Origin of the sequence: Kribbella sp. NPDC050820, from assembly GCF_040653975.1 — a bacterium.
Classification (GTDB): domain Bacteria; phylum Actinomycetota; class Actinomycetes; order Propionibacteriales; family Kribbellaceae; genus Kribbella.
The window spans coordinates 31,535-55,417 of sequence record NZ_JBFAHB010000062.1 but is presented as its reverse complement, the minus strand read 5'-3'; the positions used below and the strand labels follow the sequence as shown (position 1 = coordinate 55,417).

The 23,883-nt window shown below is 68.9% G+C and carries 24 protein-coding genes and 1 pseudogene; 18 read left to right on the top strand and 7 right to left on the bottom strand.

Features of this window, described 5'->3' with window-relative positions; genetic code table 11:
- Together AB0H36_RS36490 and AB0H36_RS36485 are read right to left on the bottom strand one after the other, a co-directional pair.
- Positions 1–1,227, bottom strand: a 1,227-nt coding sequence (locus AB0H36_RS36490) for an ATP-binding protein (protein WP_360534472.1), incomplete at its 3' end; no start/stop codon positions are given.
- Entirely contained in the window at positions 1,224–1,835 is a 612-nt protein-coding gene (locus tag AB0H36_RS36485) for a response regulator transcription factor (protein WP_360534470.1), read from the bottom strand. The genes AB0H36_RS36485 and AB0H36_RS36490, both read right to left, overlap by 4 nt.
- A gap of 231 nt (positions 1,836–2,066) precedes the next feature.
- Between AB0H36_RS36485 and AB0H36_RS36480 the strand changes: the two genes are divergently transcribed.
- The 12 genes from AB0H36_RS36480 (at position 2,067) to AB0H36_RS36425 (ending at position 14,983) form a co-directional block, all read left to right on the top strand.
- Positions 2,067–2,225, top strand: coding sequence for a hypothetical protein (locus tag AB0H36_RS36480; protein ID WP_360534468.1), 159 nt, complete (start codon positions 2,067–2,069; stop codon positions 2,223–2,225).
- Between the two features lie 85 nt (positions 2,226–2,310).
- On the top strand, positions 2,311–3,051 hold the full coding sequence (locus tag AB0H36_RS36475) for an ATP-binding cassette domain-containing protein (RefSeq protein ID WP_360534466.1): 741 nt from the start codon (positions 2,311–2,313) through the stop codon (positions 3,049–3,051).
- A gap of 9 nt (positions 3,052–3,060) precedes the next feature.
- Positions 3,061–3,822, top strand: coding sequence for an ABC transporter permease (locus AB0H36_RS36470; protein WP_360534464.1), 762 nt, complete (start codon positions 3,061–3,063; stop codon positions 3,820–3,822).
- A gap of 15 nt (positions 3,823–3,837) precedes the next feature.
- Positions 3,838–4,626: a MerR family transcriptional regulator gene (locus tag AB0H36_RS36465; protein WP_360534462.1), complete on the top strand. Its 789-nt coding sequence runs from the start codon at positions 3,838–3,840 to the stop codon at positions 4,624–4,626.
- A gap of 101 nt (positions 4,627–4,727) precedes the next feature.
- Positions 4,728–5,630: an NADP-dependent oxidoreductase gene (locus AB0H36_RS36460; RefSeq protein ID WP_360534460.1), complete on the top strand. Its 903-nt coding sequence runs from the start codon at positions 4,728–4,730 to the stop codon at positions 5,628–5,630.
- A 37-nt stretch (positions 5,631–5,667) separates the two neighbouring features.
- Positions 5,668–7,665 carry an NAD-dependent DNA ligase LigA gene (ligA, locus tag AB0H36_RS36455; RefSeq protein ID WP_360534458.1) on the top strand — a complete coding sequence of 666 codons (1,998 nt, stop codon included), beginning with the start codon at positions 5,668–5,670 and terminating at the stop codon, positions 7,663–7,665.
- Between the two features lie 16 nt (positions 7,666–7,681).
- Positions 7,682–9,793, top strand: a complete 2,112-nt coding sequence (locus tag AB0H36_RS36450) for a hypothetical protein (protein WP_360534456.1) — start codon at positions 7,682–7,684, stop codon at positions 9,791–9,793.
- 50 nt (positions 9,794–9,843) lie between these two features.
- Positions 9,844–11,439: a DHA2 family efflux MFS transporter permease subunit gene (locus AB0H36_RS36445; protein WP_360534454.1), complete on the top strand. Its 1,596-nt coding sequence runs from the start codon at positions 9,844–9,846 to the stop codon at positions 11,437–11,439.
- A gap of 97 nt (positions 11,440–11,536) precedes the next feature.
- Entirely contained in the window at positions 11,537–11,995 is a 459-nt protein-coding gene (locus AB0H36_RS36440; protein WP_360534452.1) for a hypothetical protein, read from the top strand.
- Positions 11,992–12,357 carry a YciI family protein gene (locus tag AB0H36_RS36435; RefSeq protein WP_360534450.1) on the top strand — a complete coding sequence of 122 codons (366 nt, stop codon included), beginning with the start codon at positions 11,992–11,994 and terminating at the stop codon, positions 12,355–12,357. The genes AB0H36_RS36440 and AB0H36_RS36435 overlap by 4 nt, the downstream gene beginning before the upstream one ends.
- Position 12,358: 1 nt before the next feature.
- The gene (locus AB0H36_RS36430) at positions 12,359–13,576 is read left to right on the top strand and encodes a sigma-70 family RNA polymerase sigma factor (protein ID WP_360534448.1); all 1,218 of its coding nucleotides are present in this window, start codon (positions 12,359–12,361) and stop codon (positions 13,574–13,576) included.
- A gap of 57 nt (positions 13,577–13,633) precedes the next feature.
- Positions 13,634–14,983, top strand: a complete 1,350-nt coding sequence (locus AB0H36_RS36425) for an MBL fold metallo-hydrolase (protein WP_360534446.1) — start codon at positions 13,634–13,636, stop codon at positions 14,981–14,983.
- A gap of 66 nt (positions 14,984–15,049) precedes the next feature.
- On the opposite strand, the gene AB0H36_RS36420 is transcribed toward AB0H36_RS36425, so the two are convergent.
- Positions 15,050–15,343: a DUF1330 domain-containing protein gene (locus tag AB0H36_RS36420; RefSeq protein ID WP_360534444.1), complete on the bottom strand. Its 294-nt coding sequence runs from the start codon at positions 15,341–15,343 to the stop codon at positions 15,050–15,052.
- A 132-nt stretch (positions 15,344–15,475) separates the two neighbouring features.
- Entirely contained in the window at positions 15,476–16,456 is a 981-nt protein-coding gene (gene nadA / locus AB0H36_RS36415) for a quinolinate synthase NadA (protein ID WP_360534442.1), read from the bottom strand.
- A 70-nt stretch (positions 16,457–16,526) separates the two neighbouring features.
- On the opposite strand from nadA, the gene AB0H36_RS36410 reads away from it, so the two are divergent.
- The gene (locus AB0H36_RS36410) at positions 16,527–17,231 is read left to right on the top strand and encodes an NUDIX domain-containing protein (protein ID WP_360534440.1); all 705 of its coding nucleotides are present in this window, start codon (positions 16,527–16,529) and stop codon (positions 17,229–17,231) included.
- Between the two features lie 6 nt (positions 17,232–17,237).
- On the opposite strand, the pseudogene AB0H36_RS36405 reads toward AB0H36_RS36410, so the two are convergent.
- Positions 17,238–17,655 (bottom strand): annotated as a pseudogene (locus AB0H36_RS36405) (hypothetical protein).
- Positions 17,656–18,015: 360 nt separating this feature from the next.
- Between AB0H36_RS36405 and AB0H36_RS36400 the strand changes: the two are divergent.
- From AB0H36_RS36400 to AB0H36_RS36390, 3 genes are read left to right on the top strand one after another with little or no spacing between them, the layout of a single operon-like run.
- Positions 18,016–18,414: a VOC family protein gene (locus AB0H36_RS36400; RefSeq protein ID WP_360534438.1), complete on the top strand. Its 399-nt coding sequence runs from the start codon at positions 18,016–18,018 to the stop codon at positions 18,412–18,414.
- A 37-nt stretch (positions 18,415–18,451) separates the two neighbouring features.
- Positions 18,452–18,796, top strand: coding sequence for a YciI family protein (locus tag AB0H36_RS36395; protein WP_360534436.1), 345 nt, complete (start codon positions 18,452–18,454; stop codon positions 18,794–18,796).
- Positions 18,797–18,821: 25 nt separating this feature from the next.
- Positions 18,822–20,021, top strand: coding sequence for a sigma-70 family RNA polymerase sigma factor (locus tag AB0H36_RS36390; RefSeq protein WP_360534434.1), 1,200 nt, complete (start codon positions 18,822–18,824; stop codon positions 20,019–20,021).
- A 7-nt stretch (positions 20,022–20,028) separates the two neighbouring features.
- Here the strand turns inward: AB0H36_RS36390 and sulP are convergent, their stop codons facing one another.
- On the bottom strand, positions 20,029–21,702 hold the full coding sequence (gene sulP / locus AB0H36_RS36385; RefSeq protein ID WP_360534432.1) for a sulfate permease: 1,674 nt from the start codon (positions 21,700–21,702) through the stop codon (positions 20,029–20,031).
- 149 nt (positions 21,703–21,851) lie between these two features.
- On the opposite strand from sulP, the gene AB0H36_RS36380 reads away from it, so the two are divergent.
- On the top strand, positions 21,852–22,298 hold the full coding sequence (locus AB0H36_RS36380) for a pyridoxamine 5'-phosphate oxidase family protein (RefSeq protein WP_360534430.1): 447 nt from the start codon (positions 21,852–21,854) through the stop codon (positions 22,296–22,298).
- Positions 22,299–22,337: 39 nt separating this feature from the next.
- Positions 22,338–23,315 carry a hypothetical protein gene (locus tag AB0H36_RS36375; RefSeq protein WP_360534428.1) on the top strand — a complete coding sequence of 326 codons (978 nt, stop codon included), beginning with the start codon at positions 22,338–22,340 and terminating at the stop codon, positions 23,313–23,315.
- On the opposite strand, the gene AB0H36_RS36370 is transcribed toward AB0H36_RS36375, so the two are convergent.
- Positions 23,281–23,772 carry a hypothetical protein gene (locus AB0H36_RS36370; RefSeq protein ID WP_360534426.1) on the bottom strand — a complete coding sequence of 164 codons (492 nt, stop codon included), beginning with the start codon at positions 23,770–23,772 and terminating at the stop codon, positions 23,281–23,283. The genes AB0H36_RS36375 and AB0H36_RS36370 overlap by 35 nt on opposite strands.
- Positions 23,773–23,883: the final 111 nt, after the last annotated feature.

Here is a 23,883-nt window from a genome sequence, read left to right as displayed (position 1 = left end):
GCGGGGCGGCCGGGGGGGGCCCCCCCCCACGCCGTTTTGCGCCAACGGAACCTCCACCTCGGCGACCGTCCCGTGCGGTACGGCGTCTCGCAGCCGCATCCACCCGCCGGCCGCCTCGACCCGGATCCGCCGCGACGCCAGACCCAGATGCCCGTTCCGCAATTGCGCGTCGAGATCCACTCCCCCGAGCCCCCGGCCGTCGTCGATGACACTCAACCGGGCAACACCATCGCTTCGAGCCAGTTGTACGACGACCTTCCCAGCCTCGGCATGCTTCACGACGTTCGTCAGCAGCTCGCGAACGGTCACCAGCAGCAACTCATCCGCGGCGGTGCGTGTCGACTCGTCCCAGTCCTGCGTCACCACCTCGATCGAGAGCCGGCCGCGTGAGCGGGTGGAGTCGGCGACGTCCTTCAGCACCGGCAGCAGCCCGGCCGACTCCAGCGCCACCGGATGCAGCTGGGTCATCGTGGTCCGCAGCAGCCGGGTCGTCTCCGTCAGGGCGAACTCGACCCGCTCGAGACACTCCGTGTCACCGGCGACCGCCGGCTCGACCTCCTGCCGGGCAGCGAGCACGTATTGGAGGGCTCCGTCGTGGAGCGCCTCGGCCAGGTTCCGTTGTTCGCGCTGCTCGATCTGAACCATCTCCTCCAGCAGATGGTTCCGGTCCTGCAGCAGCCGGGCGATCGTGACGACCCGGGATCGCTGCAGCGCCGTCAACAGCACACAGCCCAGCCCGACGACAGCGAGCAGGCTGGCGCGCAGTACGACGTACGAGATCGGCTCCTCGTCGATCGGCCGGATCAGCAGGCCCGAGACGATGTAGGCAGCGACGGCCGGCGCTGTGGCCAGAGCGCAGACCACCGGGCTGAGCTGGGTCGCGGCCAGGAGCGGGACCACGAAGAGCCCGTCCAGCAAGGTGTACGCCGTCCAGGTGGTGGCCGCGGACGTGTCCGCGACCAGCGTCAGTCCGGTCAGCGTGATCACGTCGACCGCGAGCGCCAGCCACGTGTACGGCGCCAGGCCTGCACCGCGTCGCTGGACCGCTGCGGTCGCCACACTCCAGAGCACGTACGAGATGACGATCACCCAGCACAGCAGGCGGTGCTCAGCTGGTGGCTGGGTCACCAGGACGGCCACCAGGAATGCAGCGAGCAGTAGCCTCAGCAGTGCCTGGATCCGGACTCCCCGGTCCGGTTGTCCGGCGATCTGGTCCGACACGGTCATTCGAGCAGGCCCCGTCGCATGCCTTCGGCCACCGCGGCTGCCCGGTCGGAGACCCCAAGCTTCTCGTAGAGGCGTTGGGTGTGCGTCTTGACCGTACTGGCGCCCAGGTACAGCTCGGCCGCCAGTTCAGGGATCGACAGTCCGCGGGCGAAGCCGGCCAGCACCTGCTGTTCGCGCTCGCTGAGGACAGGTCCAGCTGAGGCCGCGCGAAGCCTGATCTGGTCGGCCAGCCCGGCAGCCAGCTCCGGGGGGACCACGGTCTGCCCCTGGCCCACCCGCCGTACCGCATCGACTATCTCCGCTCGCCGGGACTCCTTGGACAGGTAGCCCTGCGCACCCTCCTCCAAGGCCCGGAAGACGATCGCGCTGTCGGTGACGGCCGACAGGATCAGCGCCCGGGTCGGCAACCCCTCACGGACCATGGCATGCACCACCTCGAGCCCGGTCAGGTCAGGCATCTGGTAGTCGAGAACGGCCACGTCCGGGCGCTGCGCGGCGATCACCTCGAGCCCTTCCCGCCCGGTCTCGGCCTCGCCGACCACCTCGAGGTAGCCCGACTCGCGCAGTCCGCGGATCAGCCCGTCCCGGAAGAACGGGTGATCGTCCACCACCACCACCCGCGCCGACTCTCGCGCCCCCGTACTACGCCCGCTCGCCGTCATGTCCGCCCCCGCCCCCAGCATGCCGCCGCCGTCCCGCACTGGTCCAGAGCAGTCCCGTTCCCCCAATCGGAGGACCCCGACCTCAACCGCCACAGGGCCCGATCAGCCGACGAGCGCAGCGCACCCCCGGGCGAACCTTGATCCAAGCCAAGAAGGCACCAAACCAAAGGAGTCGAAATGAACCACAAAGCAACCCTCCTGGAGACAGGCAGCGACAACCGCACCACCCGCACCCCCTGGCCCCGCCAAACCATCACCACCACCGAGCGCCACCCCCAAACCCCCGAGAAGCCCGCCAACCACCGCCCCACCAAAGTCATCTGGCCGGCCGTCTGAACTCATCCGCACGCCCGGGTTGACCTTGACGTTGCGTCAACCCTTCACGCTGGTGGCTGGAACGGGCGACGTGGAGGAGACAGTGATGATTCGGGTGCAGGGGCTGGAGAAGGCCTATGGGGACGTGGAGGTGTTGCGGGGGGTGGATTTCGCGGTGGAGCGGGGCAGTATCTTCGCTCTGCTGGGGTCCAACGGGTCGGGTAAGACGACGACCATACGGATCCTCGCGACGCTGCTGAAGGCCGACGCGGGGACGGTCAGCGTGAACGGCTTAGACGTCGCGACGCAAGCATCGTCCGTCCGGGAGTCGTTCAGCCTCACCGGGCAGTTCGCCGCCGTCGACGAGATCCTGAGCGGGCGGGAGAACCTCGTGCTGGTCGCCAGGCTGCGGCACCTCGAGAACCCGGGCGCGATCGCGGACGAACTCCTGGAGCGCTTCTCGCTGACCGAGGCCGGCGGACGCCGGGTGTCCACCTACTCGGGCGGGATGCGGCGCCGGCTGGACATCGCGATGAGCCTGATCGGGAGCCCGCCGGTGATCTTCCTCGACGAGCCGACGACCGGTCTCGACCCCGAGGCGCGCACCGAGGTGTGGGACACCGTGAAGGGCCTCGCCGGGCGCGGCACGACGGTACTGCTCACGACGCAGCACCTCGAGGAGGCCGAGCAGCTCGCCGACCGAATCGCGATCCTCCACCGCGGCCGGATCATCGTCAACGGCACCCTCGCCGAGCTCAAGCAGCTCCTCCCACCCGCCAAGGTCGAGTACGTCGAGAAGCAGCCCACCCTCGAAGACGTCTTCTTCGCGGTCGTCGGCAAGAACTGAGGAGCACCCATGGCCACGCACTTCTTCAGCGACACCGCCGTACTCACCGGACGCACCCTGCGCCACGTCACCCGCAGCGTCGACACCATCCTCACCACCGCGATCATGCCGATCGCCATGATGCTGATGTTCGTCTTCGTGTTCGGCGGCGCGATCAACACCGGTCCGATCAAGTACGTCAACTACATGCTGCCCGGCATCCTGCTCATCACGATCGCGTCGGGCATCGCCTACACGGCCTTCCGTCTGTTCATGGACATGCAGCGCGGGATCTTCGAGCGGTTCCAGTCCATGCCGATCGCCCGGCCGGGCCTCCTGTGGGCGCACGTGCTGACCTCTTTGTTCGCCAACGGGATCTCGCTCGTGATCGTCGTGGGCGTCGCTCTACTCCTGGGCTTCCGCTCGGGCGCCGAAGTGCCGGCGTGGCTCGCGGTCGCCGGCCTGCTGCTCCTGTTCACCCTCGCGCTGACCTGGCTGGCCGTCATCCCCGGTCTCACCGCGAAGACCATGGAAGGAGCGAGCGCGTTCTCCTACCCGCTCCTCTTCCTGCCCTTTCTCAGCTCGGCCTTCGTGCCGACCGGCACCATGCCCGGCCCCGTGCGCTGGTTCGCCGAAAACCAGCCGGTGACGTCGATCGTCAACACGATCCGTGCCCTGCTCACCCAGCAGCCGGTCGGCGACGACGTCTGGGCCGCCCTCGCCTGGTGCGTCGGCATCCTCGCCGTGGCCTACGGCTTCGCGATAGTCACCTATCGCCACAAGATCGCCTGAGGCAGGCTGAGACCCATGCTCACCATCAGCCAGCTTGCGTCGTACGCGGGAGTGACGGTGCGGGCGGTACGCCACTACCACCAGATCGGGCTGCTGCCGGAACCCGAGCGCGACCAGTCCGGGTACCGGACCTACGACTCTGCCGCGGTCGTGCGACTGATCCGGATCCACACCCTGGCCGATGCCGGCGTGCCGCTGGCCCGGGTGCAGGAGCTCCTCGATGCCGGCCCGGAGGAGTTCGCCGCTGGTGTCCAGGAGATCGACAAGCAACTGCGTGCGGAGGTACGGCGGCTCCAGGGCAACCGGAAGCGGATCGCCAGGCTCGCAGCCGGCGAACATCTGGCGCTTCCGGAGAGCGTCGTGGGCTACCTCGACCGGCTCCGTGGTCTCGGCGTCGAAGAGTGGTACATCGAGCTCGAGCGGGACGCCTGGATCCTGGTCGCCGCCCAGATGCCCCACCTGGTCGACGCCGTGATCGAGATGAAGCACGCGTCGCTGGAAGACCCCGACATGGTGAAGCTCTACAGCCTTCTGCGCGGCGCACTCGACTGGCCGGCCGACGATCCGCGCATCGTCGAGATGGCCGACATCATGGAACGCCTGATGATTCGCGCTGTAGAGGCCGGTGAAGCGGGGGCCGACGTCTTCGACGACCAGTTCGTGGCCCTGATGGACGCGACCATGACCGAGTCCGCACCGGGCGCCGAGCAGCTGCTGGCGATCCTGGAGGAGCGCGGCTGGAAAGGCTGGACCCGCATCGAGCAAGTGCCGGCCGAGCGCCTCACAACCCCGACGGATCATTAGCCGACTCCGCCAAAAGACGACGGTACGGCGCAGAAGCGGCCCAGCGAGAAGGTGTCGAAATGGCCCATGGACGTCGGGGTTTCGGTACGTAGTGTCGGGGCATGCGTGCTATTACTGCGCGGGACCCCGAGGCTGGTGTCGACGGGCTGTCCCTGAGCGAACTTCCTTACCCTCACGCCGCCGAGAACGACGTCGTCGTGCAGGTTCATGCGGCCGGTTTCACCCGCGGTGAGCTGGACTGGCCGGGGACCTGGACCGACCGCGCCGGCCGCGACCGCACCCCGAGCGTGCCCGGCCACGAGCTGTCCGGCGTAGTCGTCGAGCTCGGCTACGGCACCACCGGTCTCACGGTTGGTCAGCGGGTCTTCGGGCTGGCCGACTGGTCCCGCAACGGCTCACTCGCCGAGTACGCCGCCGTCGAGGCGCGCAATCTGGCCCCGCTGCCAGCCGGCGTCGACCACGTCACCGCGGCCGCGCTCCCGATCTCCGGCCTGACGGCTTGGCAGGCCCTGTTCGACCACGCCCAGCTGAAGGCAGGGCAGACTGTCCTCATTCACGGAGCGGGTGGTGCTGTCGGCTCCGTCGCCGTACAGCTGGCCAGCGAGGCAGGCGCCCACATCATCGGCACCGGCCGAGCCGCCGACCAGAAGCTGGCGTCCGAGCTAGGCGCCCACACGTTCCTCGACCTGGACAACGAACGCCTGGAGGACGCCGGTCCGGTCGACGTCGTGTTCGACGTGATCGGCGGCGAGATCCGTGATCGCTCCACCGCGCTGCTGCGCCCCGGCGGCACCCTCGTCACCATCGCGGACCCACCGACCATCCACCCACAGGACGGCCGGGCCGTGTTCTTCGTCGTCGAGCCCAACCGCGAGCAGCTGGCCCAGCTCGCCACCCGCCTCCACGACGGCCGGCTCCGGCCGCTCGTCACCACCGTCCGCCCGCTGGCCGATGCCCCCGCCGCCTTCAGCACCCGCGGACGGACCATCATCACGCTGACCTGAGGCACTTTGTCGGGGCCGGCCGGTAATGTCCTGGCTCGTGGACGATGGGGAGCGCATTCAGGAACTTGCCGATCAGATCGTCGTACTGCGCGACGCCTACTACCGCGGTTCGCCGACGGTGGCCGACGCGGAGTACGACGCGATCGAGGACGAGCTGCGGACGCTGATCGAGGCCAACCCGGAGCTGGCGCCCGACCCGAACCCGCTGGAACAGGTCGGCGCGCCCGCGGTGCTGCACGCCCCCGTCCGGCACTCCCGGCCAATGCTGTCCCTGGAGAAGGCGACCCGCCCCGAGCAGGTCGAGGCCTTCTTCACCCGCTTCCCCGGCCAGTCGGTGGTCGTTATGCCGAAGCTAGACGGCCTGTCACTGGCCTTGGTCTACGAGAAGGGCAAGCTCGCCCGGGCAGTCACCCGCGGCGACGGCACGACCGGCGATGACGTGACCCCGCTCGTCCGTGCCCTCACCGACGGCGTCCCGGACCGACTGGACACGAAGGACCGCACCGAGGTCCGCGGCGAGGCGGTCATGTTGCGCTCCACCTTTGCTGCCTACAACGCGGCCCACGCCGACAAGCCGCTGATCAACCCGAGAAACGCCGCCGCGGGCACGCTGCGCGCCAAGGATCCGGCCACGGTCGCCGAGCGGCGTCTGCAGTTCTTCGCCTTCGACCTGCTCAGCGACTCGAACGACGCCGACACCGATCTCGAGCGCGCCCTGCAGGAGATGGGATTCACCGTCGCCGACATGCGGCACTGCGACGACGCCGCAGCCGCGCAGGCGGTGATCACCACGATCGAGCAGCAACGCAACGACCTCGACTACGACCTGGACGGCGCCGTACTGCGGCTTGCCGATCGCGACGCCTTCGCCGCCGCCGGCACGCGGTCCAGCTCGCCACGTGGCGCCCTGGCGTACAAGTTCGCCGCCGAGGAGAAGACCACCGTGCTGGCCGACGTGGTCTGGGACGTCGGCAAGACCGGCAAGATCGCGCCGGTCGCCTGGCTGGAGCCCGTCTTCGTCGGCGGTACGACGGTCACCCGCGCGACGCTGGCCAACCAGGAAGTGATCCGCGCCCGCGACATCAAGATCGGCGACACGGTGCTGGTCCGGCGGGCCGGTGACGTGATCCCGTTCGTCGCCGGCGTGCTCGACGCGTCCAAGCGCACCGGAGCCGAGCGGGACATCGTGCCGCCCAGCGTCTGCCCGTCGTGCGAGCAGCCGCTGACCGAGCAAGGCAACAGCCGCGAGCTGTTCTGCACCAATGTGGCCTGCCCCGCGCAGACCGTCCGGCGACTGATCCACTGGGCCTCCCGCGCCGCGGCCGACATCGACGCGATCGGTGGGGTCTGGATCGAGCGGCTGGCCGAGGCCGGGATCCTGGAGCACCCGTCGGACTTCTACCAGCTGACCGCTGAGCGGCTGCTGGAGTTCGACCGGATCGGCGAGGTCTCGGCCGCCCGCATGATCGAGTCGATCGACGCGAGCCGCCAGGTCGGCCTGCGCCGGGCGCTGATCGGCCTCGCCATCCCGATGGCTTCCGAAGGCACCGCGGCCAGACTGTGCCGGGCCGGATTCGCCTCCCTGGAAGCGGTCGCCGACGCGGGCGTCGACGGCGTGGTCGCAGTCGACGACATCGGCCCGAAGGTGGCCGCCTCCCTGATCGAGCACCTCACCCGCCTGCGCCCCGAGCTCGAGCGGCTCCGCGCGGCCGGCGTCTCGCTCGACGTCCGCGAGGAAGACCTCCCACCGGAGGTCGCGGCCGGTGCACCGCTGGCGGGCAAGACAGTTGTCGTCACCGGCTCGATCAGCGACCCGCGTTCTGGCGAGAAGGTCACCCGCCCGGCCTTCCAGCGCCTCTGCGAACGGGCCGGCGCAACCATCGCGTCGTCGGTCTCGGCCAGCACCGATTTCCTCATCACCGGCGCCGACGTCGGCGCCAGCAAACTCACCAAGGCCGAGAAGCTCGGCGTGACCGTCGTCGACCAGTCCGAGATCTGGCAACAACTGCAAGCCGCTGACCTACTGCCCCGCTGACCCCCGGGAAGGGCACATGACAAACGGCAAGCATCGCGAGGCGACCGGCTTCCAGGAGCAGGCGCCGTACGACGAATCCATCGACCTGCGGACCGATTTCGTGATGGTCTACGGGCTCAACGACACCACACCGGAGCGCATCGCCCGGTGGCGTGAAGCCGGTTACCGCGTCCACCTGATGACCGGCATCTCCTGGGGCACCTACCAGGACTACCTTGATGGCCGGTGGGACGGCTCGGACCACTGGGCCGATGCGCAGACCGCGGGTGACGGGTCGCCGATCCTGCACGGTCATAGCACCGACATCCCGTACATGGTCCCGACCTTCAGCTTCACCGAGTACCTGGTGCAGAAGCTCCGCCCGATCATCGAGCTCGGCGTCGAGGGCATCCACCTCGAAGAGCCGGAGTTCTGGGCCCGGGCCGGCTACTCGGAATCCTTCAAGCGGGAATGGCACGCCTTCTTCGGCGAGCCGTGGCAGCCCCCGCACAGCACCCCCGAAGCGCACTTCCGCGCCGGGCAGCTCAAGCAGCACCTGCTGTCCCGCAGCCTCGACCGGGTCACCTCCGTGCTGCGCGACGAAGCCCTCCAGCAGGGTCGCGAGGTGCGGTTCTACGTCCCGACGCACAGCCTCCTGAACTACACCCAGTGGCAGATCATCAGCCCCGAGTCCCGCCTGCGGACGCTGCCCTCGATCGACGGCGCCATCGCGCAGGTGTGGACCGGCACCTCCCGCACACCCAACGTGTACGCCGGGAAGGTCGCCGAGCGCACGTTCGAGACGGCCTACCTGGAGTACGGCATCGCCCAGGACCTGACCCGCGGCACCGACAGGCGCATGTGGTTCCTGCACGACCCGATCGAGGACCACCCGGACCGCACCTGGGAGGACTACCTGGCCAACTACCAGCGCACCCTCGTCGCCTCGCTGTTGCACCCGGGCGTCTCGCGGTACGAGGTGGCGCCGTGGCCGAACCGGATCTTCAACCGCCCCTACCTGCGCGAGGGCTCGTCCGAACGGGAATCGATTCCGCAGGACACCGCCACCAGCTACCTGATCGCGATGAACAGCCTGCGCGACCTGGACCAGCCGGAGGTGCGCTGGGCTCACGAAGGACCGCGGATCGGGATCGCGCTGTCGGACACCGCCATGTTCCAGCGCTGGTCCCCCGGTGGCGAGAGCGGCCACTACGACGGCCTGCAGGACGCGTTGGCCGTGGAAGGCCGCGAGCAGCTGCACTTCTCCGACTTCTACGGGCTGGCGCTGCCGCCACTGTGCGATGGGCAGCGGGTCTGTCCGGTCCAGCTCGAGAACGTGATCGACACTCCCGATGCGCTGGACGATGTCGACGTACTCGTCCTGAGCTATGAGTTCCAGAAGCCGCTGGCGCCCGGCATCCACTACGCGCTGGCCGGGTGGGTCAGCCGTGGCGGCAGCCTGCTGTACGTCGGCGACGGCGCGGACCCGTACCACGAGATCCGCTCCTGGTGGACCGACCGCTACGACACCTGCGCCGACCACCTGGCCGAGGCGCTCGGCGCGGACCGCGACCACGACGGCGTGCAGCCGATCGGGCAGGGCCGGGTCCGGTTCCTCCCGTCCCGGCCGGCCGACTTCACCGAGTCACCGGCGCGCGCCGACGAGCTGGTCGGGGCGATCCGCGAGCTGGCCGAAGCGGGCGGCCACACGTGGAAGTCGACCAACTGGTTGTCGGTGCAGCGCGGTCCGTACCTCGTCGGCGCCGCCCTCGAGGAGGCCGGCGGCTCACACATCGTCGAGGGCACCTACCTCGACCTGCTCGACCCACAGCTGGCCGTCGTCCGCCGGCGGGAGCTAGGCCCGGGCGACCTGACCTGGCTGCGCGACCTGACGTACGACGAGGAGCCGCTCCTCGCTTCTGCCGGCCGAGTCGTGGACTGGGAACACGATGAGACCGCGATCCGCTTCAGCTCCGAGGCCCCGCGCGGCGTCCAGGTCACCACCGCACTCCGCCTCCCGGTCAAGCCGACGGCGGTCCGGGCCGACGGGGATGATCTCGCAGACCTGCGATACGACCCCGACCTCAACGTCCTCTGGCTACGACACCCCGGCGCCCCCACCGGGACCCGCATCGAGATCGACTTCTGAGCCGCGGCGTACTCTCGGGAGAGACGCGACAGTGCTCAGGGGGGCCGACAGTGAGCCAGCCAGCCAGGCAGTCCGAGTATCCCGACCACATCGATGCCGCGGTCCTGAAGATCGCCGGTGTCGTCGTACTGGGCGCGGTGATGTCGATCCTCGACATCACCGTGGTCAACGTCGCCCTGCCGACCTTCCAGGACGAGTTCGGCACGCCCGACAACCCGGTGTCCTACTCGCACGTCGCCTGGACGGTCACGGCGTACACGCTCGCGCTCGCGACCGTGATCCCGCTGACCGGGTGGGCGGCGGACCGGTTCGGCACCAAGCGGCTCTACATGACCGCGATCCTGTTGTTCACCGCCGGCTCCGCCCTGTGTGCCACCGCGTCGAGCATCAACATGCTGATCGGCTTCCGCGTCCTGCAGGGACTGGGCGGCGGCATGCTGATGCCGCTCGGCATGACCATCATGACCCGGGCCGCGGGGCCGCACCGGATGGGGCGGCTGATGGCCATCCTCGGGGTGCCGATGCTGCTCGGGCCGATCCTGGGCCCGATCCTGGGCGGCTGGCTGATCGAGGTGGCGAGCTGGCACTGGATCTTCCTGATCAACGTGCCGCTCGGCGTGATCGCGGTGATCTACGCCTGGTTCGCGCTGGCCAAGGACAGCCCGGAGCCGTCGGAGTCGCTCGACGCCGTCGGCGTGGCGCTGATGTCCCCCGGTCTGGCCCTGTTCCTCTTCGGCGTCTCGTCGCTGCCCGCCGAGAACGGTGACTTCGGCGCGCCCCGGGTCTGGGTCTCGATGCTCGCGGGCGTGCTGCTGATGGCGGCGTTCGTCTGGCACTCCTTCCGGCCGGAGCATCCACTGCTGGATCTGCGGCTGTTCCGCAACCGCAACCTCACCATCTCGATCATCACGATGTTCCTGTTCGCGGCAGCGTTCTTCGGCGGGCTGCTCCTGGTGCCGACGTATTTCCAGCAGATCCGCGGCGAGTCCACGCTGGATGCCGGCCTCCTGGTGGCGCCGCAGGGCCTCGGCGCGATGGTGACCATGCCGATCGCCGGGCGGCTGGTGGACAAGGTGCCGGTGGGCCGGATCGTGCCCTTCGGGCTGCTGCTGATCGTCTCGGGCATGTTCGGCCTGACCCAGGTCACCGCGACCACGCCGTACCCGCCCCTGATCGCGATGCTGGTCGTGATGGGTTTCGGGATGGGCGCCACGATGATGCCGTTGTTCACCTCGGCGCTGAAGACGCTGGCCGGACCTCAGGTCGCGCGCGGCTCGACCCTGCTCAACATCACCCAGCAGATCGCCTCGTCCTGTGGGGTCGCGACGATGTCGGTCATCCTCACCAACCAGCTCAACGACTCGCCGGTCATCCCCGGGACGCAGGTTCCGGGCGCGAGCGCGGGACTCACCGAGACCCAGGCCGCCATCTTGTCGAACACCCAGCCGGAGAGCATCGCCCCGCTCGACATCGACCCGGCCGCCATCGCCCGCGGACTGGAGGACGCCGCGGCGGCGTTCGCGCACACCTTCTGGGTCGCCTGGGTGCTCGTGGCACTGACCCTGATACCGGCGTTGATGCTCCCCCGCCGACGCGAGAAGTCCCACCTCCTCGACAAGGAGGCACCACCGGCGGTGGCCGACTGACGGCAGGTGCCGTGAAATTCCTTGGCGAAAGCTGTCGAAGACCGGGCCGTGGCTTCGAGGTAGCGGCATCAGAGCAACCTCGAAAGGATGGTCCGAGATGACCGAGTACGAGTTCCCACCCGTTCCGCAGCCCAGCGACGCCCTGCGCCGGCTCGACCGGCTGGTCGGTGAGTGGAACGTGTCCGGCGGCACCGTCGGCACGGTGAGCTACGAGTGGATGGAAGGCGGCTACTTCCTGCTCCAGCGCGTCCTGATGCACCAGCAGGGGCACGAGATCAACGGCCTGGAGGTGATCGGGCACGAGCGGCCGTTCGGCGCCGCGCCGGGCGACGACCTGAAGTCCAGGTTCTACGACAGCGAGGGGAACACTCTCGACTACGTGTACGAGCTCGAGGGCGACACCCTGACCATCTGGGGTGGCGAGAAGGGATCGCCGGCGTACTTCCGCGGGACCTTCAGCGACGGCGACACGCGGATGGACGGAGCGTGGGTCTACCCCGGTGGCGGCGGCTACGAATCCACCATGACGAGAAGCGACGGAGGAGACGGCAAGTGAAGTACATCCTGCTCGCCTACACGAACAAGGCCGACTGGGAGACCGTGGACACCAGCAGTCCGGAGTTCATCGCGATGTGCCAGTTCTACGAGGACCTGGGCCGGGAGCTGACCGAGTCCGGCGAGTTCGTCGCCACCGAGGGCCTGGCCGACCCGTCCCTGACGGTCACCGTCCGCAAGAGCGACAAGGGCGCGGTGGCGGTCGACGGCCCGTACGCCGAGTTCAAGGAAGTCCTGGTCAGCTACGCCATCGTGGACACCGCGACGCACGACCGCGCGGTGGAGATCGCCGCCCGGATCGTCGAAGCGATCGGCGACACCGTCGAGATCCGCCCGATCCCGGACGGACCGGACGGGCGCTGATGTGACCGGCCGGATCGAGGACCTGCTGCGTGAGCTCGCGCCGCAGGTCCTCGGTGCCCTGGTACGGCGATACGGCCACTTCGACACCGCCGAGGACGCAGTCCAGGAAGCGCTGCTGGCCGCGGTCACCAGTTGGCCGGCCGACGGCATCCCGGACGATCCACGGCCATGGCTGATCCGGGTCGCGTCCCGCAAGATGATCGACCAGCTACGCCAGGACCAGGCCAGGCGGGAGCGCGAGGCGATCGACGCGACCCGGCAACTACCGCCGCCCGAGGGCACGCCAGCGGCGGACCAGGACGACTCGCTCGTCCTGCTGTTCCTCTGCTGCCACCCAGCGCTCAGCCGCGAGTCCCAGGTCGCCCTGACGCTCCGGGCCGTCGGTGGTCTGACGACCGAGGAGATCGCCCGGGCCTACTTGTTGCCGCTGCCAACGATGGGGCAGCGGATCAGCCGGGCCAAGCAACGGGTGAAGGCCGCCGGATCCACCTTCCGGCTGCCGTCGGCGGACGATCGGGCCGACCGCCTGGACGCCGTACTGCAGGTTCTGTACCTGATCTTCAACGAGGGATACACCGCCACCGCGGGGCCGGAGCCGGACCGGGTGGAGCTCTCCGCCGAGGCGATCCGGCTGACCAGGATGCTGCATCGGCTGCTGCCCGCTGACGGGGAGGTCGTGGGGCTGCTCGCGCTGATGCTGCTGACCGATGCCCGGCGGCCGGCCCGCACCGGCGACGACGGCATGCTGATCCCGATGCACGAGCAGGACCGGCGTCGGTGGAACCCCGAACTGATTGCTGAGGGCACCAATCTGCTCACGGCCGCGATGGCACACGGAAAGCCTGGACCGTACCAGTTGCAGGCCGCGATCGCCGCCGTACATGACGAAGCGCCCGATGCCGCGAGCACCGACTGGAAGCAGATCCTCGGCCTCTACACGCTGCTGGAGCGGCTGACCGACAACCCGATGGTCACCCTCAACCGCGCCGTCGCGGCCGGTATGGTGCACGGCCCCGACGCCGGCCTCCGCCTCCTCGACACCCTGGCCGACGACCCCCGGTTCACCCAGCACCACCGCCTGACCGCAGTCCGCGCCCATCTCCTGGAGTCCGCCGGCAACCCGACCGCCGCCGCAACCCACTACCGCCTGGCCGCCGACCAAACCCCAAGCCCCCTGGAACGGCGATACCTACTAACCCGCGCCAACCGCCTCACGTGACCCTTCAGACTGCGACTGGAAGGTCAGCCAGGCGCTTTGCGGTGGAATAGTGTAAGAGTGGCAGTTGAGGTCGACAAGATGGTCGTTCCGGTCGTCGACGACGGCTTGGGCAACTCGGCGTACCTGGTCGAGTTGGGTGACCGACGGGCCCTCGCGGTCGACGCGTCGCTCGACCTGCGGGCACTGCGTGCCGAGGCGGAACGGCGAGACCTCACGGTGGTGTTCGCCGCCGACACTCATCTCCACGCCGACTTCCTGTCCGGCGCCGTACAACTCGGCGAGACCGACGGCGCCCGCGTGCTGGCATCCGCGGCCGGGAGGCGGTTGTTCGACCACACCGGCTTGAGCGACGGCGACGAGGTCGACCTGGGCGGCTTGACGTTGCGGACCCTGGCCACGCCCGGTCACACCGGCGAGCACTTGGCCTTCGAGTTGCTCGACGGCCCGAGCCTCCTCGGCGTGTTCACCGGCGGATCGCTGATCGTCGGCGGCGCTGCCCGCACCGACCTGGCCGGCAGCGAGCAGACCGAAGCACTCAGCCGGGCGCAGTACCGATCGCTGCGGAGGCTTGCCGGACTCCCCGACTCGACTCCGGTGTTTCCGACGCACGGCGCCGGATCCTTCTGCTCCGCGCCCGGGGACAGCGAACGGACCTCCACCATCGGACGCGAGAAGGCCACCAACCCGCTCATGGCCGCGCCCGACGAAGACGCGTTCGTCCGGCAGCTCCTCGGCGGACTGGGCAGCTTCCCGCCGTACTTCCTGCGCCTCCCCGAAGAGAATCGCCGGGGCTCGGGCCTGGCAGCCGACCCGGCAGTCCCCGGGCTGGACGCGTCGAAGGTCGCCAAACTCGCCCAGCTCGGCGCCGTCGTAATCGACGTACGACCGGTCCGGGAGTTCGCTGCTGGACACATCCCGGGCGCGCTGTCCATCCATCTCCGGGCGCAGTTCGTCTCCTGGCTCGGTTGGCTGCTCGACCCGGCGACGCCGTACGTGATCGTCCGCCGCCCGGACCAGGACCTGGCCGAGGTCGTCTGGCAGGCGGTCAAGATCGGATACGACGTCCCGCTCGGCGAGCTCGCCGGCGGCATGGCGGCCTGGGACGGGCCCACCCTCCAGACACCGCTGCTCACCGCGAGCGAGATCGGCGATCATCGCGTGCTCGACGTACGTCAGGACAGCGAGTTCCACAACGGCCACGTCCCCGGCGCCGTCCACGTCGAGCTCGGCGATCTGCCGGATCACGTCGCCGACCTTCCCACCGAGCCCATCGTGGTGATGTGCGGCCACGGGGAACGCGCGATGACCGCCGCGAGCATCCTGCGCCGGCACGGCCACGCCGCCGTCCGGGTTCTCGAAGGCGGCGTGGACGACTGGACGGCTGCCACCGGCAAATCACTGGCATGACCTTCTCTGCACTAAGGCAAACGAGCTGTTGCGCCTAGGTGAGCGGTGCAGCGATGGAAGGCTCCGTCAGTCGATGCCTTCGACGATGCGGAAGTCGCGCTCGACGCCGTCGGCGAGGGCGACCAGCGCCTCCTGGTAGGCCGCACTCTCGCGCGCCGCGACGGCCTGCTCGAAGCTGTCGAACTCGACCAGGACGGTGCGTTCGGCGATCCCGGCGTCGTGGGCGACGACCCGACCGCCACGGATGAGGGTCCGCCCGCCAAAGGCCTGGACGGCCGGACGGGTCAACTTGTTGTAAGCAGCCAACTTCTCAGGGTCCGAAATGGTGCGGTAGACGCTGACCCAATAGCCCTTGGGCATGGAACCTCCAGTGTTGGGATGAGTGCATCTGACTTACGGGTTGGTTTCGGACGAGCGTCAGCGGGCGAGAGCGACGCCTGTCAGCGTCGTGATCGCCACCGCTGCCGATGAGGACGACGTCGGCGGATCTTCTCACCGAGCACCACCGGGTCTGCCGATGGCAACCATCCGCTCGACCGACTGCCGGGCACGTTCGGCCATGTCGAGAGGCACCTGGACCTCGTCGCGGCCCTCGCGGAGGCACCGCAGCAGCAGCTCGGGCGTGATCATCTTCATGAAGCGGCACGAGGCCTTGGGGTTCACCGGCCGGAAAGTCGTGTGCTGGTTGACCTTGCGCAACTGATGGAGCATGCCGATCTCCGTCGCGATCAGCGCCGTCTTCGCCGTCATGTCGCGGGCGGCGCCGAGCATCCCGGAGGTGGAGAGGATCCGGGTCCGGTCCGCGGGCAGGTCACCGACGCCGGCGAGCCAGATCGCCGAGGACGCGCAGCCGCACTCCGGATGCACCAGAACCTCCGCCGCCGGATCGGCCTCGACCTGAGCCCGCAGATCGGCCGCACTGATCCCGGCGTGGACGTGGCATTCACCCATCCAGACGTGGATGTTGTCGCGCCCGGTCTGCCGTCGCACGTGGTTGCCGAGGAACTGGTCGGGCAGGAACAGGATCGGCTGGTCCGGCGGGATCGACTCCACGACGGCCACAGCGTTCGACGACGTGCAGCACACGTCGGCTTCCGCCTTGACCGCGGCGCTGGTGTTGACATAGGCAACCACCGCGGCCCCGGGATGCTCGGCCTTCCAGCTCCGCAGCTGATCGGCGTCGATCGTGTCGGCCAGCGAACATCCGGCCTGGGCCGTGGGGATCAGCACGGTCTTGTCCGGACTGAGCAGCTTCGCGGTCTCGGCCATGAAGTGCACGCCGCAGAAGACGATCGTCGATGCATCGGTGGTGGCAGCGATCCGCGACAGTTCGAGCGAGTCGCCGACGTGATCGGCCACATCCTGGATCGCGGGGTCCTGATAGTTGTGGGCGAGGACGACCGCGTCCCGCTCGCGAGCCAGGCGTCGCACCTCTTCCGGCCAGGTCGTCGTACTGCTCTGGGCAACGGACATTGCCTGTTCCCTTCCTTCAGCCAGTTTTCGCCTGATAGGCGATAACTGGTGCGACGGTACCATCGACGACATGCCCGTGACCAAGAAAAGTGATCCGGTCAACATCCCCAGCTATCCGCACGAGGTGCTGGCCGTGGTGCTGTCCGTCCGTGACGGCAACCTGTGCGTTCTGCTGTGGCGGCGCGGACAGAGCCCGTTCCGGTATCGCTGGGCGTTGCCCGGGGGTGGCGTGCAGCCCACGGAATGGCTCCGGGTCGCGATCACCGGTCATCTCGCGGCGAAGGTCGATGTCCGTGAGGTCGCCCATCTGGAGCAGTTGGCCACCCACAGTGCGATCGATCGCGATCCGCGGACGCGGGTCCTCGCGACCGCGTACCTCGGGCTGGTTCCGTCCGACGTGCGGCCGAATCTGCCGGCCGACACGGCCTGGCACCGGGTGGACGAGTTGCCGCGTACGGCGTTCGACCACCACTACTTCATCGACGCCGCCGTTGGGCGGCTGCGGGCGAAGCTGTCCTACACGAACATCGGGTTCGCTCTGGCTCCGGCTGAGTTCACCATCGCCGAGCTGCGCGACCTGTTCAGCGCCGCCCTGGGCTATGAGCTCAGCGCGACCAATCTGACCCGGGTTCTGACCCGGCGACAGGTGATCGGCCCGACCGAGCGGACCGCCCGGCCCGGACAGTCCGGCGGGCGCCCCGCCACGGTCTACAAGTTCGTGGCCCGCGAGTTGACGGTGACCGACCCGTTCGCCGTGCTGCGCCCACCCCGATGATCCGGCTCACGGCCGCACACTGTTCTCCTGATGCTCGAACGGGCTGATCAGCAGGCTGGTGTCGAGCGCCGGCGCCGAGTGCGTCAGTGCGCCGACGGACACGGCATCGACGCCGCTGGCGGCGATGTCGGCGACCGTCCTGAGACTTATGGTGCCCGAGGCCTCGAGCCGGCAGCCAGACCCGGATGCGTCACGCTGCTCGACCATTGACCTCATGACGTCGTTGGACATGTTGTCCAGCATGATCCAGCAGCACCATGGCCTTAAGGTCGAGTCTGTGGTTGGTTCCGCCGCCGCACGTCACCGCATACTTGTCGACAGCCCGGAGACCTGGCGCTGTCTTGCGGGTATCGAGGAGTTTGACGTCGTGGTTGCCGATGGCGGTCACGAACGCGGAGGTCAGCGTGGCGACGGGACGCTCCATTGTGTGGTCACGTCGTCATCTGCGTGATCCTCGGACAGTGCGGTGCGGACGGCGGCCCGGATGGTGTCGATCGCCAGGTGCATGAGTTCGTCTTCCTGCTCTCGATTCAGCTAGTTTTCGCTCTATAGGCGATAACCCCTGGCACGCTACCACGCGGCAGCATTGAGTGTGAGGTCGATTCCTTAGTGCAGTCAACTGACCACCAGGACCGGCGCACCGCAGCTGGGCCTGCGCGCGAACCTCGCCCAGTTCATCGTGCTCGTCGCGGTCAACGCTCACCCGAAGAGCTCGCGGGTGTCGTATTTGGCTTGTCGGCGATCGTCTGTTTCTTGAGAGGATCACATCGAGAAAGGACAAGCCATGTCAGTGACCGTGAACGCGCTCGACATCGCGGTGACCGATCTGACCGCCGCGATCGAGTTCTACCGGCGGCTCGGGCTGGAGTTCGTCCGGGACGAGCATTGGCCGAACGACCACGCGGGGTGCGACCTGCCGAACGGTCTGCACCTGATGCTGGATTCCGACGACCTGCGCGGGAAGACCACCTCCGGTTGGACGCCACCGGCCACCGGCCGGATCTTCCTGACGTTCGAGCAGGAGTCCCCGGCCGCGGTCGACGCCAAGTACGCCGAACTCGTCGCCGCCGGCGTCACCGTGCTGCAGGAGCCGTACGACGCGCCGTGGGGAATGCGCTACGCGACCGTGGCCGACCCGTCCGGGAACGGCGTCGACCTGTTCGCAAGCCACCCCGCCGACTGACCCGCGACCGGCCAGACTGATCACAGGAGGTGGTGCAATGAAGTACGTGCTGATGTTCGTCGACACCCCGGAGTTCGCCCAGGAGCTCGAGGCGATGAGCCCGGCCGAGTCCGAGCAGGCGTATCAGAAGGTCTACCAGTGGCTCGCCGATCACGGGCCGAAGATCACCAACCGCGGCGCGAAGCTGCAGGGCGCGGAGTCGGCCACCACGGTCCGGCTCGACGGCGCCGAACCGGTGACCACGGACGGCCCGTTCATGGAGGGCAAGGAGGTCATCTCCGGCTTCCTCGAGCTCGACGTCGCCGACCTCGACGAGGCCCTGCGCATCGTGAAGACGTGGCCCGGCTGCCCGATCGTCGAGATCCGCCCAGTGGAGTCATGACGGTGCTGATCCGCCGGGAGACCCCGTGACCGAGGATCCCGCTGACGAGCTGGCCCGCGTCGTCCGTGAGCACGCGGGCCGGCTCGCCGCCTCGCTCATGTCGCTGCTCGGCGACTTCTCGGCCGCCGAGGACCTGGTCCAGGACGCGGTCGAGACCGCGCTGCGCCGTTGGCCGGAGGAGGGAATCCCGGACCGCCCGGACGCCTGGCTGTTCACGGTCGCCAGGCGGCGCGGGCTCGACGTACTCCGGCGTCAGGAGAACTACCGCACCAAGCTCAGCCACCTGCAGTGGCCGGTGCGTCCGGAACCCGACGACCGGCTCCGGCTCATCTTCACCTGCTGCCACCCGGCGCTGTCGCGGGAAGCGCAGATCGCACTCACCCTCCGCGTCGTCTGCGGCCTGACCACCGCCCAGATCGCCGCCGCGTTCCTCGTCGGTGAGACGACGGTCGCCCAGCGCATCACCCGCGCCAAACGCAAGATCGCCGACGCCGGGATCCCCTACCGCATCCCCCGCGACGACGAGTTGCCCGAGCGACTGGGCGAAGTACTCACTGTCATCTACCTGCTCTTCAACGAGGGGTACCTGTCCAGCACCGGCGACCGCGCACACTCCCGCGACCTGGTCGACGATGCCGAGTGGCTCACCGCGCTGCTGGCCGGCCTGCTCCCCGACGAACCCGAAGTCACCGGACTCCTGACGCTCATCCGGCTGCACCGCGCCCGTGTCGCCGCAAGGTTCACCGCCGACGGACAACTCGTCCTCCTCCAGGACCAGGACCGGGGCTTGTGGAACCACGCGGCCATCGCCGACGCAACGTCCTTGCTGACTCGTACGGCGCGCCGCCACCACTCCCCCGGTCCGTACCAACTCCAGGCCGCCATCGCCGCCTGCCACTGCGAAGCGCCGACCTGGGACGACACCGACTGGAAGCAGATCCTCGTCCTGTACGACGTCCTGCTCCGCTACCAGCCAACCCCTGTCACTCGCCTGCACCGCACCGTCGCGGTCAGGTACGTCCACGGCCCGCAGGCCGCCCTCACCGAACTGGACGACCTCGGCGCTGCACTCGGCAACTACCCGCTCTACCACGCGATCCGCGGCGAACTACTCCGCGCCGACGACAGAACCACGGAAGCCCACGAGGCCGACCGCCAGGCCCTCGAGCTCACCACGAACCCGGCCCAACTCCACCTGCTCCACTCCCGGCTGACCGACCTGTGAGGCTCGATCAGTCGGTGCGCTCGGTCTGGGCGTGGAAGGCTTCGACCGCGGTGGGGAGGGTGTAGAAGATGCGGTCCGGACCGAGGCGATCGATGAAGCCGGCAGCCTCCAGGTCGTTGCGGAGGTCCTGCTTGACTCGGGCCATCGCGAGGACGATGCCGCGCTCGGCGAGGTCCTCGCGGATCGAGTCGAGGGCGTCGATCGCGGTGATATCGATCTCGACGTTCGCCTCGGCGTTCAGCAGCAGCCAGCGGACCGGGGTCTCGGCGTCGTCGACGGCGGCCAGGGCACGGCGGCGGAAGTCGTCGGCGTTGGCGAAGAACAGCGGCGAGTCGTAGCGATAGACGACCAGCCCGGGGACGGGACGCGCGTCGGGATAGTCGTCGACGTCGTGCATGCCGGCGATCCCCGGCACGTAGCCCAGGATCCCGTCGTGCGGCCGCGCGACCCGGCGCAGCAGGTCGAGGACGGACAAGGCGACGGCGACGAGTACGCCGTACAGGACGTCCAGGGCGATCACGCCGACAGTCGTTGCCACGGCCAACAACAACTCGCTGTGCCGGAAGCCGGCGATCCGGCGGAACTCGGCGAGGTCGATCAGCCGCAGGGCGGCGAAGACCACGAGCGCGCCGAGCGCGGCGTTGGGGAACGTCGACAGCAGCGGGCCGGCGAACAGCAGGGTCGCGACGATCGCCGCCGCCGCGACCAGCGAGTACACCTGGCTCTTCGCGCCGGATGCCTGGGCAACCGCCGTACGGCTGCCGCTGCTGCTGATCGGGAACCCGCGGAACAGCCCGGCGGAGACGTTGGCGAGGCCGAGCACGAGGAACTCGCGATCAGGGTCGATGCGCTCATGCCCCTTGGCGGCGAAGGCTCGCCCGGTCAGCACAGTGTCGGTGTAGCCGACGAGCGCGATGCCCAACGCAGGCAACGCCAGCAGGGCGAGGTCGTGCGCGGTGACTCCAGGGAGGTCCGGTACCGGCAGCCCGCTCGGAATGTCACCGACCACCGACACTCCCTTGTCCTCCAGACCACCCGCCCAGGTGACCAGTGCGGCCAGCGCCACCACGAGGAGGGGACCAGGGAGCCGAGGGGCCCAGCGTGCCAGCGCCAGGAGCAGTGCCAATGCGGTCAGCGACAGCACCGTCGGCGCCAATTGCCACTCACTGAACAGGCGGATGGCCGACACCACCTTCGCGGCCGGCGAGTCACCACTCACCGGAGCGCCGGTCAGCCGTCCGAGCTGACTGGTGATCATGATCACTGCGATGCCGGTCATATACCCGACGAGGACCGGCTTCGACAGCAGGTCGGCAAGGAACCCCAACCGAGCCAGCCAGCCGATCACACAGATCGCACCGACAAGCAGAGCCAGTACGGCGGCCAGCGCCGCGTAGCGATCCGGATCACCTGCGGCCAACGGGGCAATCGCTGTGGCGGTCAGCAGCGCCGTCGTCGACTCTGGACCGAGCGACAACAGGCGCGAAGTGCCGAGCAGGAAGTACAACACCAGGGGTCCCAGCGCGACCCACAGCCCGGTCACCGCCGGCAGCCCGGCCAGCTGCGCGTACGCCATCACCTGAGGCACGAAGTACGCCGCCACCGTGACACCGGCGATGACATCGAACCGCAGCCACGCCAGCCGGTACTGCCGGAGCAACGTGACTCCGGGAGCACTCAACGACCACCGGCCCACCTCGCACCTCCCCGTCGTACGGTCGTCTGCTCATTGTGGCTGACCGAGTCCGGGACCTTCGGCCCTACTGGCGCAGCCGCTCCCGGTGGATGGTGGGTGGATGGACCGCACGGTCCATCCGCCCGGAGGAGACCATGACCACCCAACACCTGTTCGACCGCTCCCGCCTCGAGATCCTGAGTACGGCGGAGTGCCTGCGGCTGCTGCGGTCCGTGCCGCTCGGACGGCTGGTGTACACGGACGGCGGTCTCCCGGCGGTCCGCCTGGTCAACTTCGTCCTCGACGACGACACGATCGTGTTCAGCACCGGCCCCGGTGACAAGCTCCGGGCCGCCGAGCGCGGTGACGTGGTCGCCTTCGAGGCCGACGACGTCGACGCCGAACGTCATCTCGGCTGGACCGTCACCGCCGTCGGCCATCTCTCCGTGGTCACTCCGGACGAGATCGCAGCCGTGCGGCGGGCGCTGCCGCTGCACTCCTGGCTGCCGATGGACGACCCACACCTGGTCCGCCTGGGCATCGAGTCCGTCCACGGCCGCCGCCTGGTGCCGTGGGGTCAACGCCCGCGCAGCGGCGCGTAGCCCGGTCCCTCGGCCTGAGAGCAGTGGGAGGAGCCATCCGTGTCCGATCTGCAACTGCCGGCGAAGGACGTTGACATCCTGCTCGCCGCGGCCGTCGCCGCCCCGAGCATGCACAACACCCAGCCATGGCGCTTCGCGGTGCACGGAGACGTGATCGACGTGTTCCTGGACGGCTCACGCACCCTGCCCGCGGAGGACCCCAGCGGCCGGGCGATGCGGATCGCGGCCGGCGCCGCGACGTTCAACCTGCGCTGCGCCGCCGAGTCGCTCGGCTACGGCACCTGGCTCGGACTCGCGCCGTACCCGGAGGAACCCGACCTGCTGGCCAGGATCGTCGTCAAGCCGACCGGCCAGCCCGACGACAGCCTGCGCGCTCTCGCCGAGCAGATCCCGAACCGGCACACAGACCGTCGCCCGTCCAACGCCGATCCCCTGTCGCAGCGTACCCGCGTGGCGCTCGTGAAGGCCGCGTACGCCGAAGGCGCAGACCTCGCCTGGCTCGACGAACCGGAGGTCCGCACGGTGCTCGACCTCGTCCGCGACACCGACCTGCGCGAGATCCACGACTGGCGGCGCCGCGCCGAACGCGCCCGCTGGGTCGGCGGCGACCGTACTGCCGACGGTGTCCCCAGCGAGGCGCTCGGACCACGCTCCACCTCGTACCCGGCCGCCGTTCGCGACCTGGGGACCCGGCCCACCGACCGGATGCGTCAGGAGACGAACTTCGAGAGCCATCCGGATCTCGCCGTACTGTCCACCGAGCAGGACGAGCCGGCCGACCAGGTCGCCGCGGGACTCGCACTCGAACGCGTGCTGCTCACCGCGACCCGGGACGGCGTCAACGCGTCGTTCCTCAATCAACCGCTGGAGTACGACGACCTGCGCCGCGAGGTGCAACGCCTCACCGGGCAAACCGGGCACGCGCACATGATCATCCGCTTCGGTCGCGGAAGGACCGCCAAGGGCACCGCACGCCGCCCCGTCACCGACTTCCTCCGGATGAGAGAGCAGTCGTGAGCAGAACGCCCTCATCCGGATAGGGATCGACGTACAAGAGCCCGTCTCCCCTCGTCTCGAGCGCTGCGGCGTACTCGCGGTCGACCTTGTCCAACTGCACGAACACGATCCCTGAGTCCGGATGAGGACCAACTGACGCCACATGCGTCGGCAGGCCAAGGTCGTACTGCCTTCGCATCAGCCCGAGAACCCACTGCAGCGTCCACTCGCTCTCGGTCTCCGTCGGCCTCCACCGCCTGAACCGAAGCCGCTCCGGAAACCTCACCAGCGACGGAATCTCCGTCCGCGCCCGGACCATCTCGTCGTACTCCGGGACGCTGACGACCAGCACGACTTCACCACCACCGTGCTCGACCGTCTCGGACAATCGCGCCCCGGCCTGCGGATTCCGCTCGACCCATTCCCTGACGACCTGCAGATCCGGCGACGCCGTCGCCGGCAGTTCACGATGCACCATGGCGGCCACTCCCCTCCCCTCCAGGCAAGCACACTGACGCGCGGCGGCTTGCCACGGGGCGGGTACGACGGCACACTCTCAGGAATTGGATCGAGCCGGGGGGCATGATCC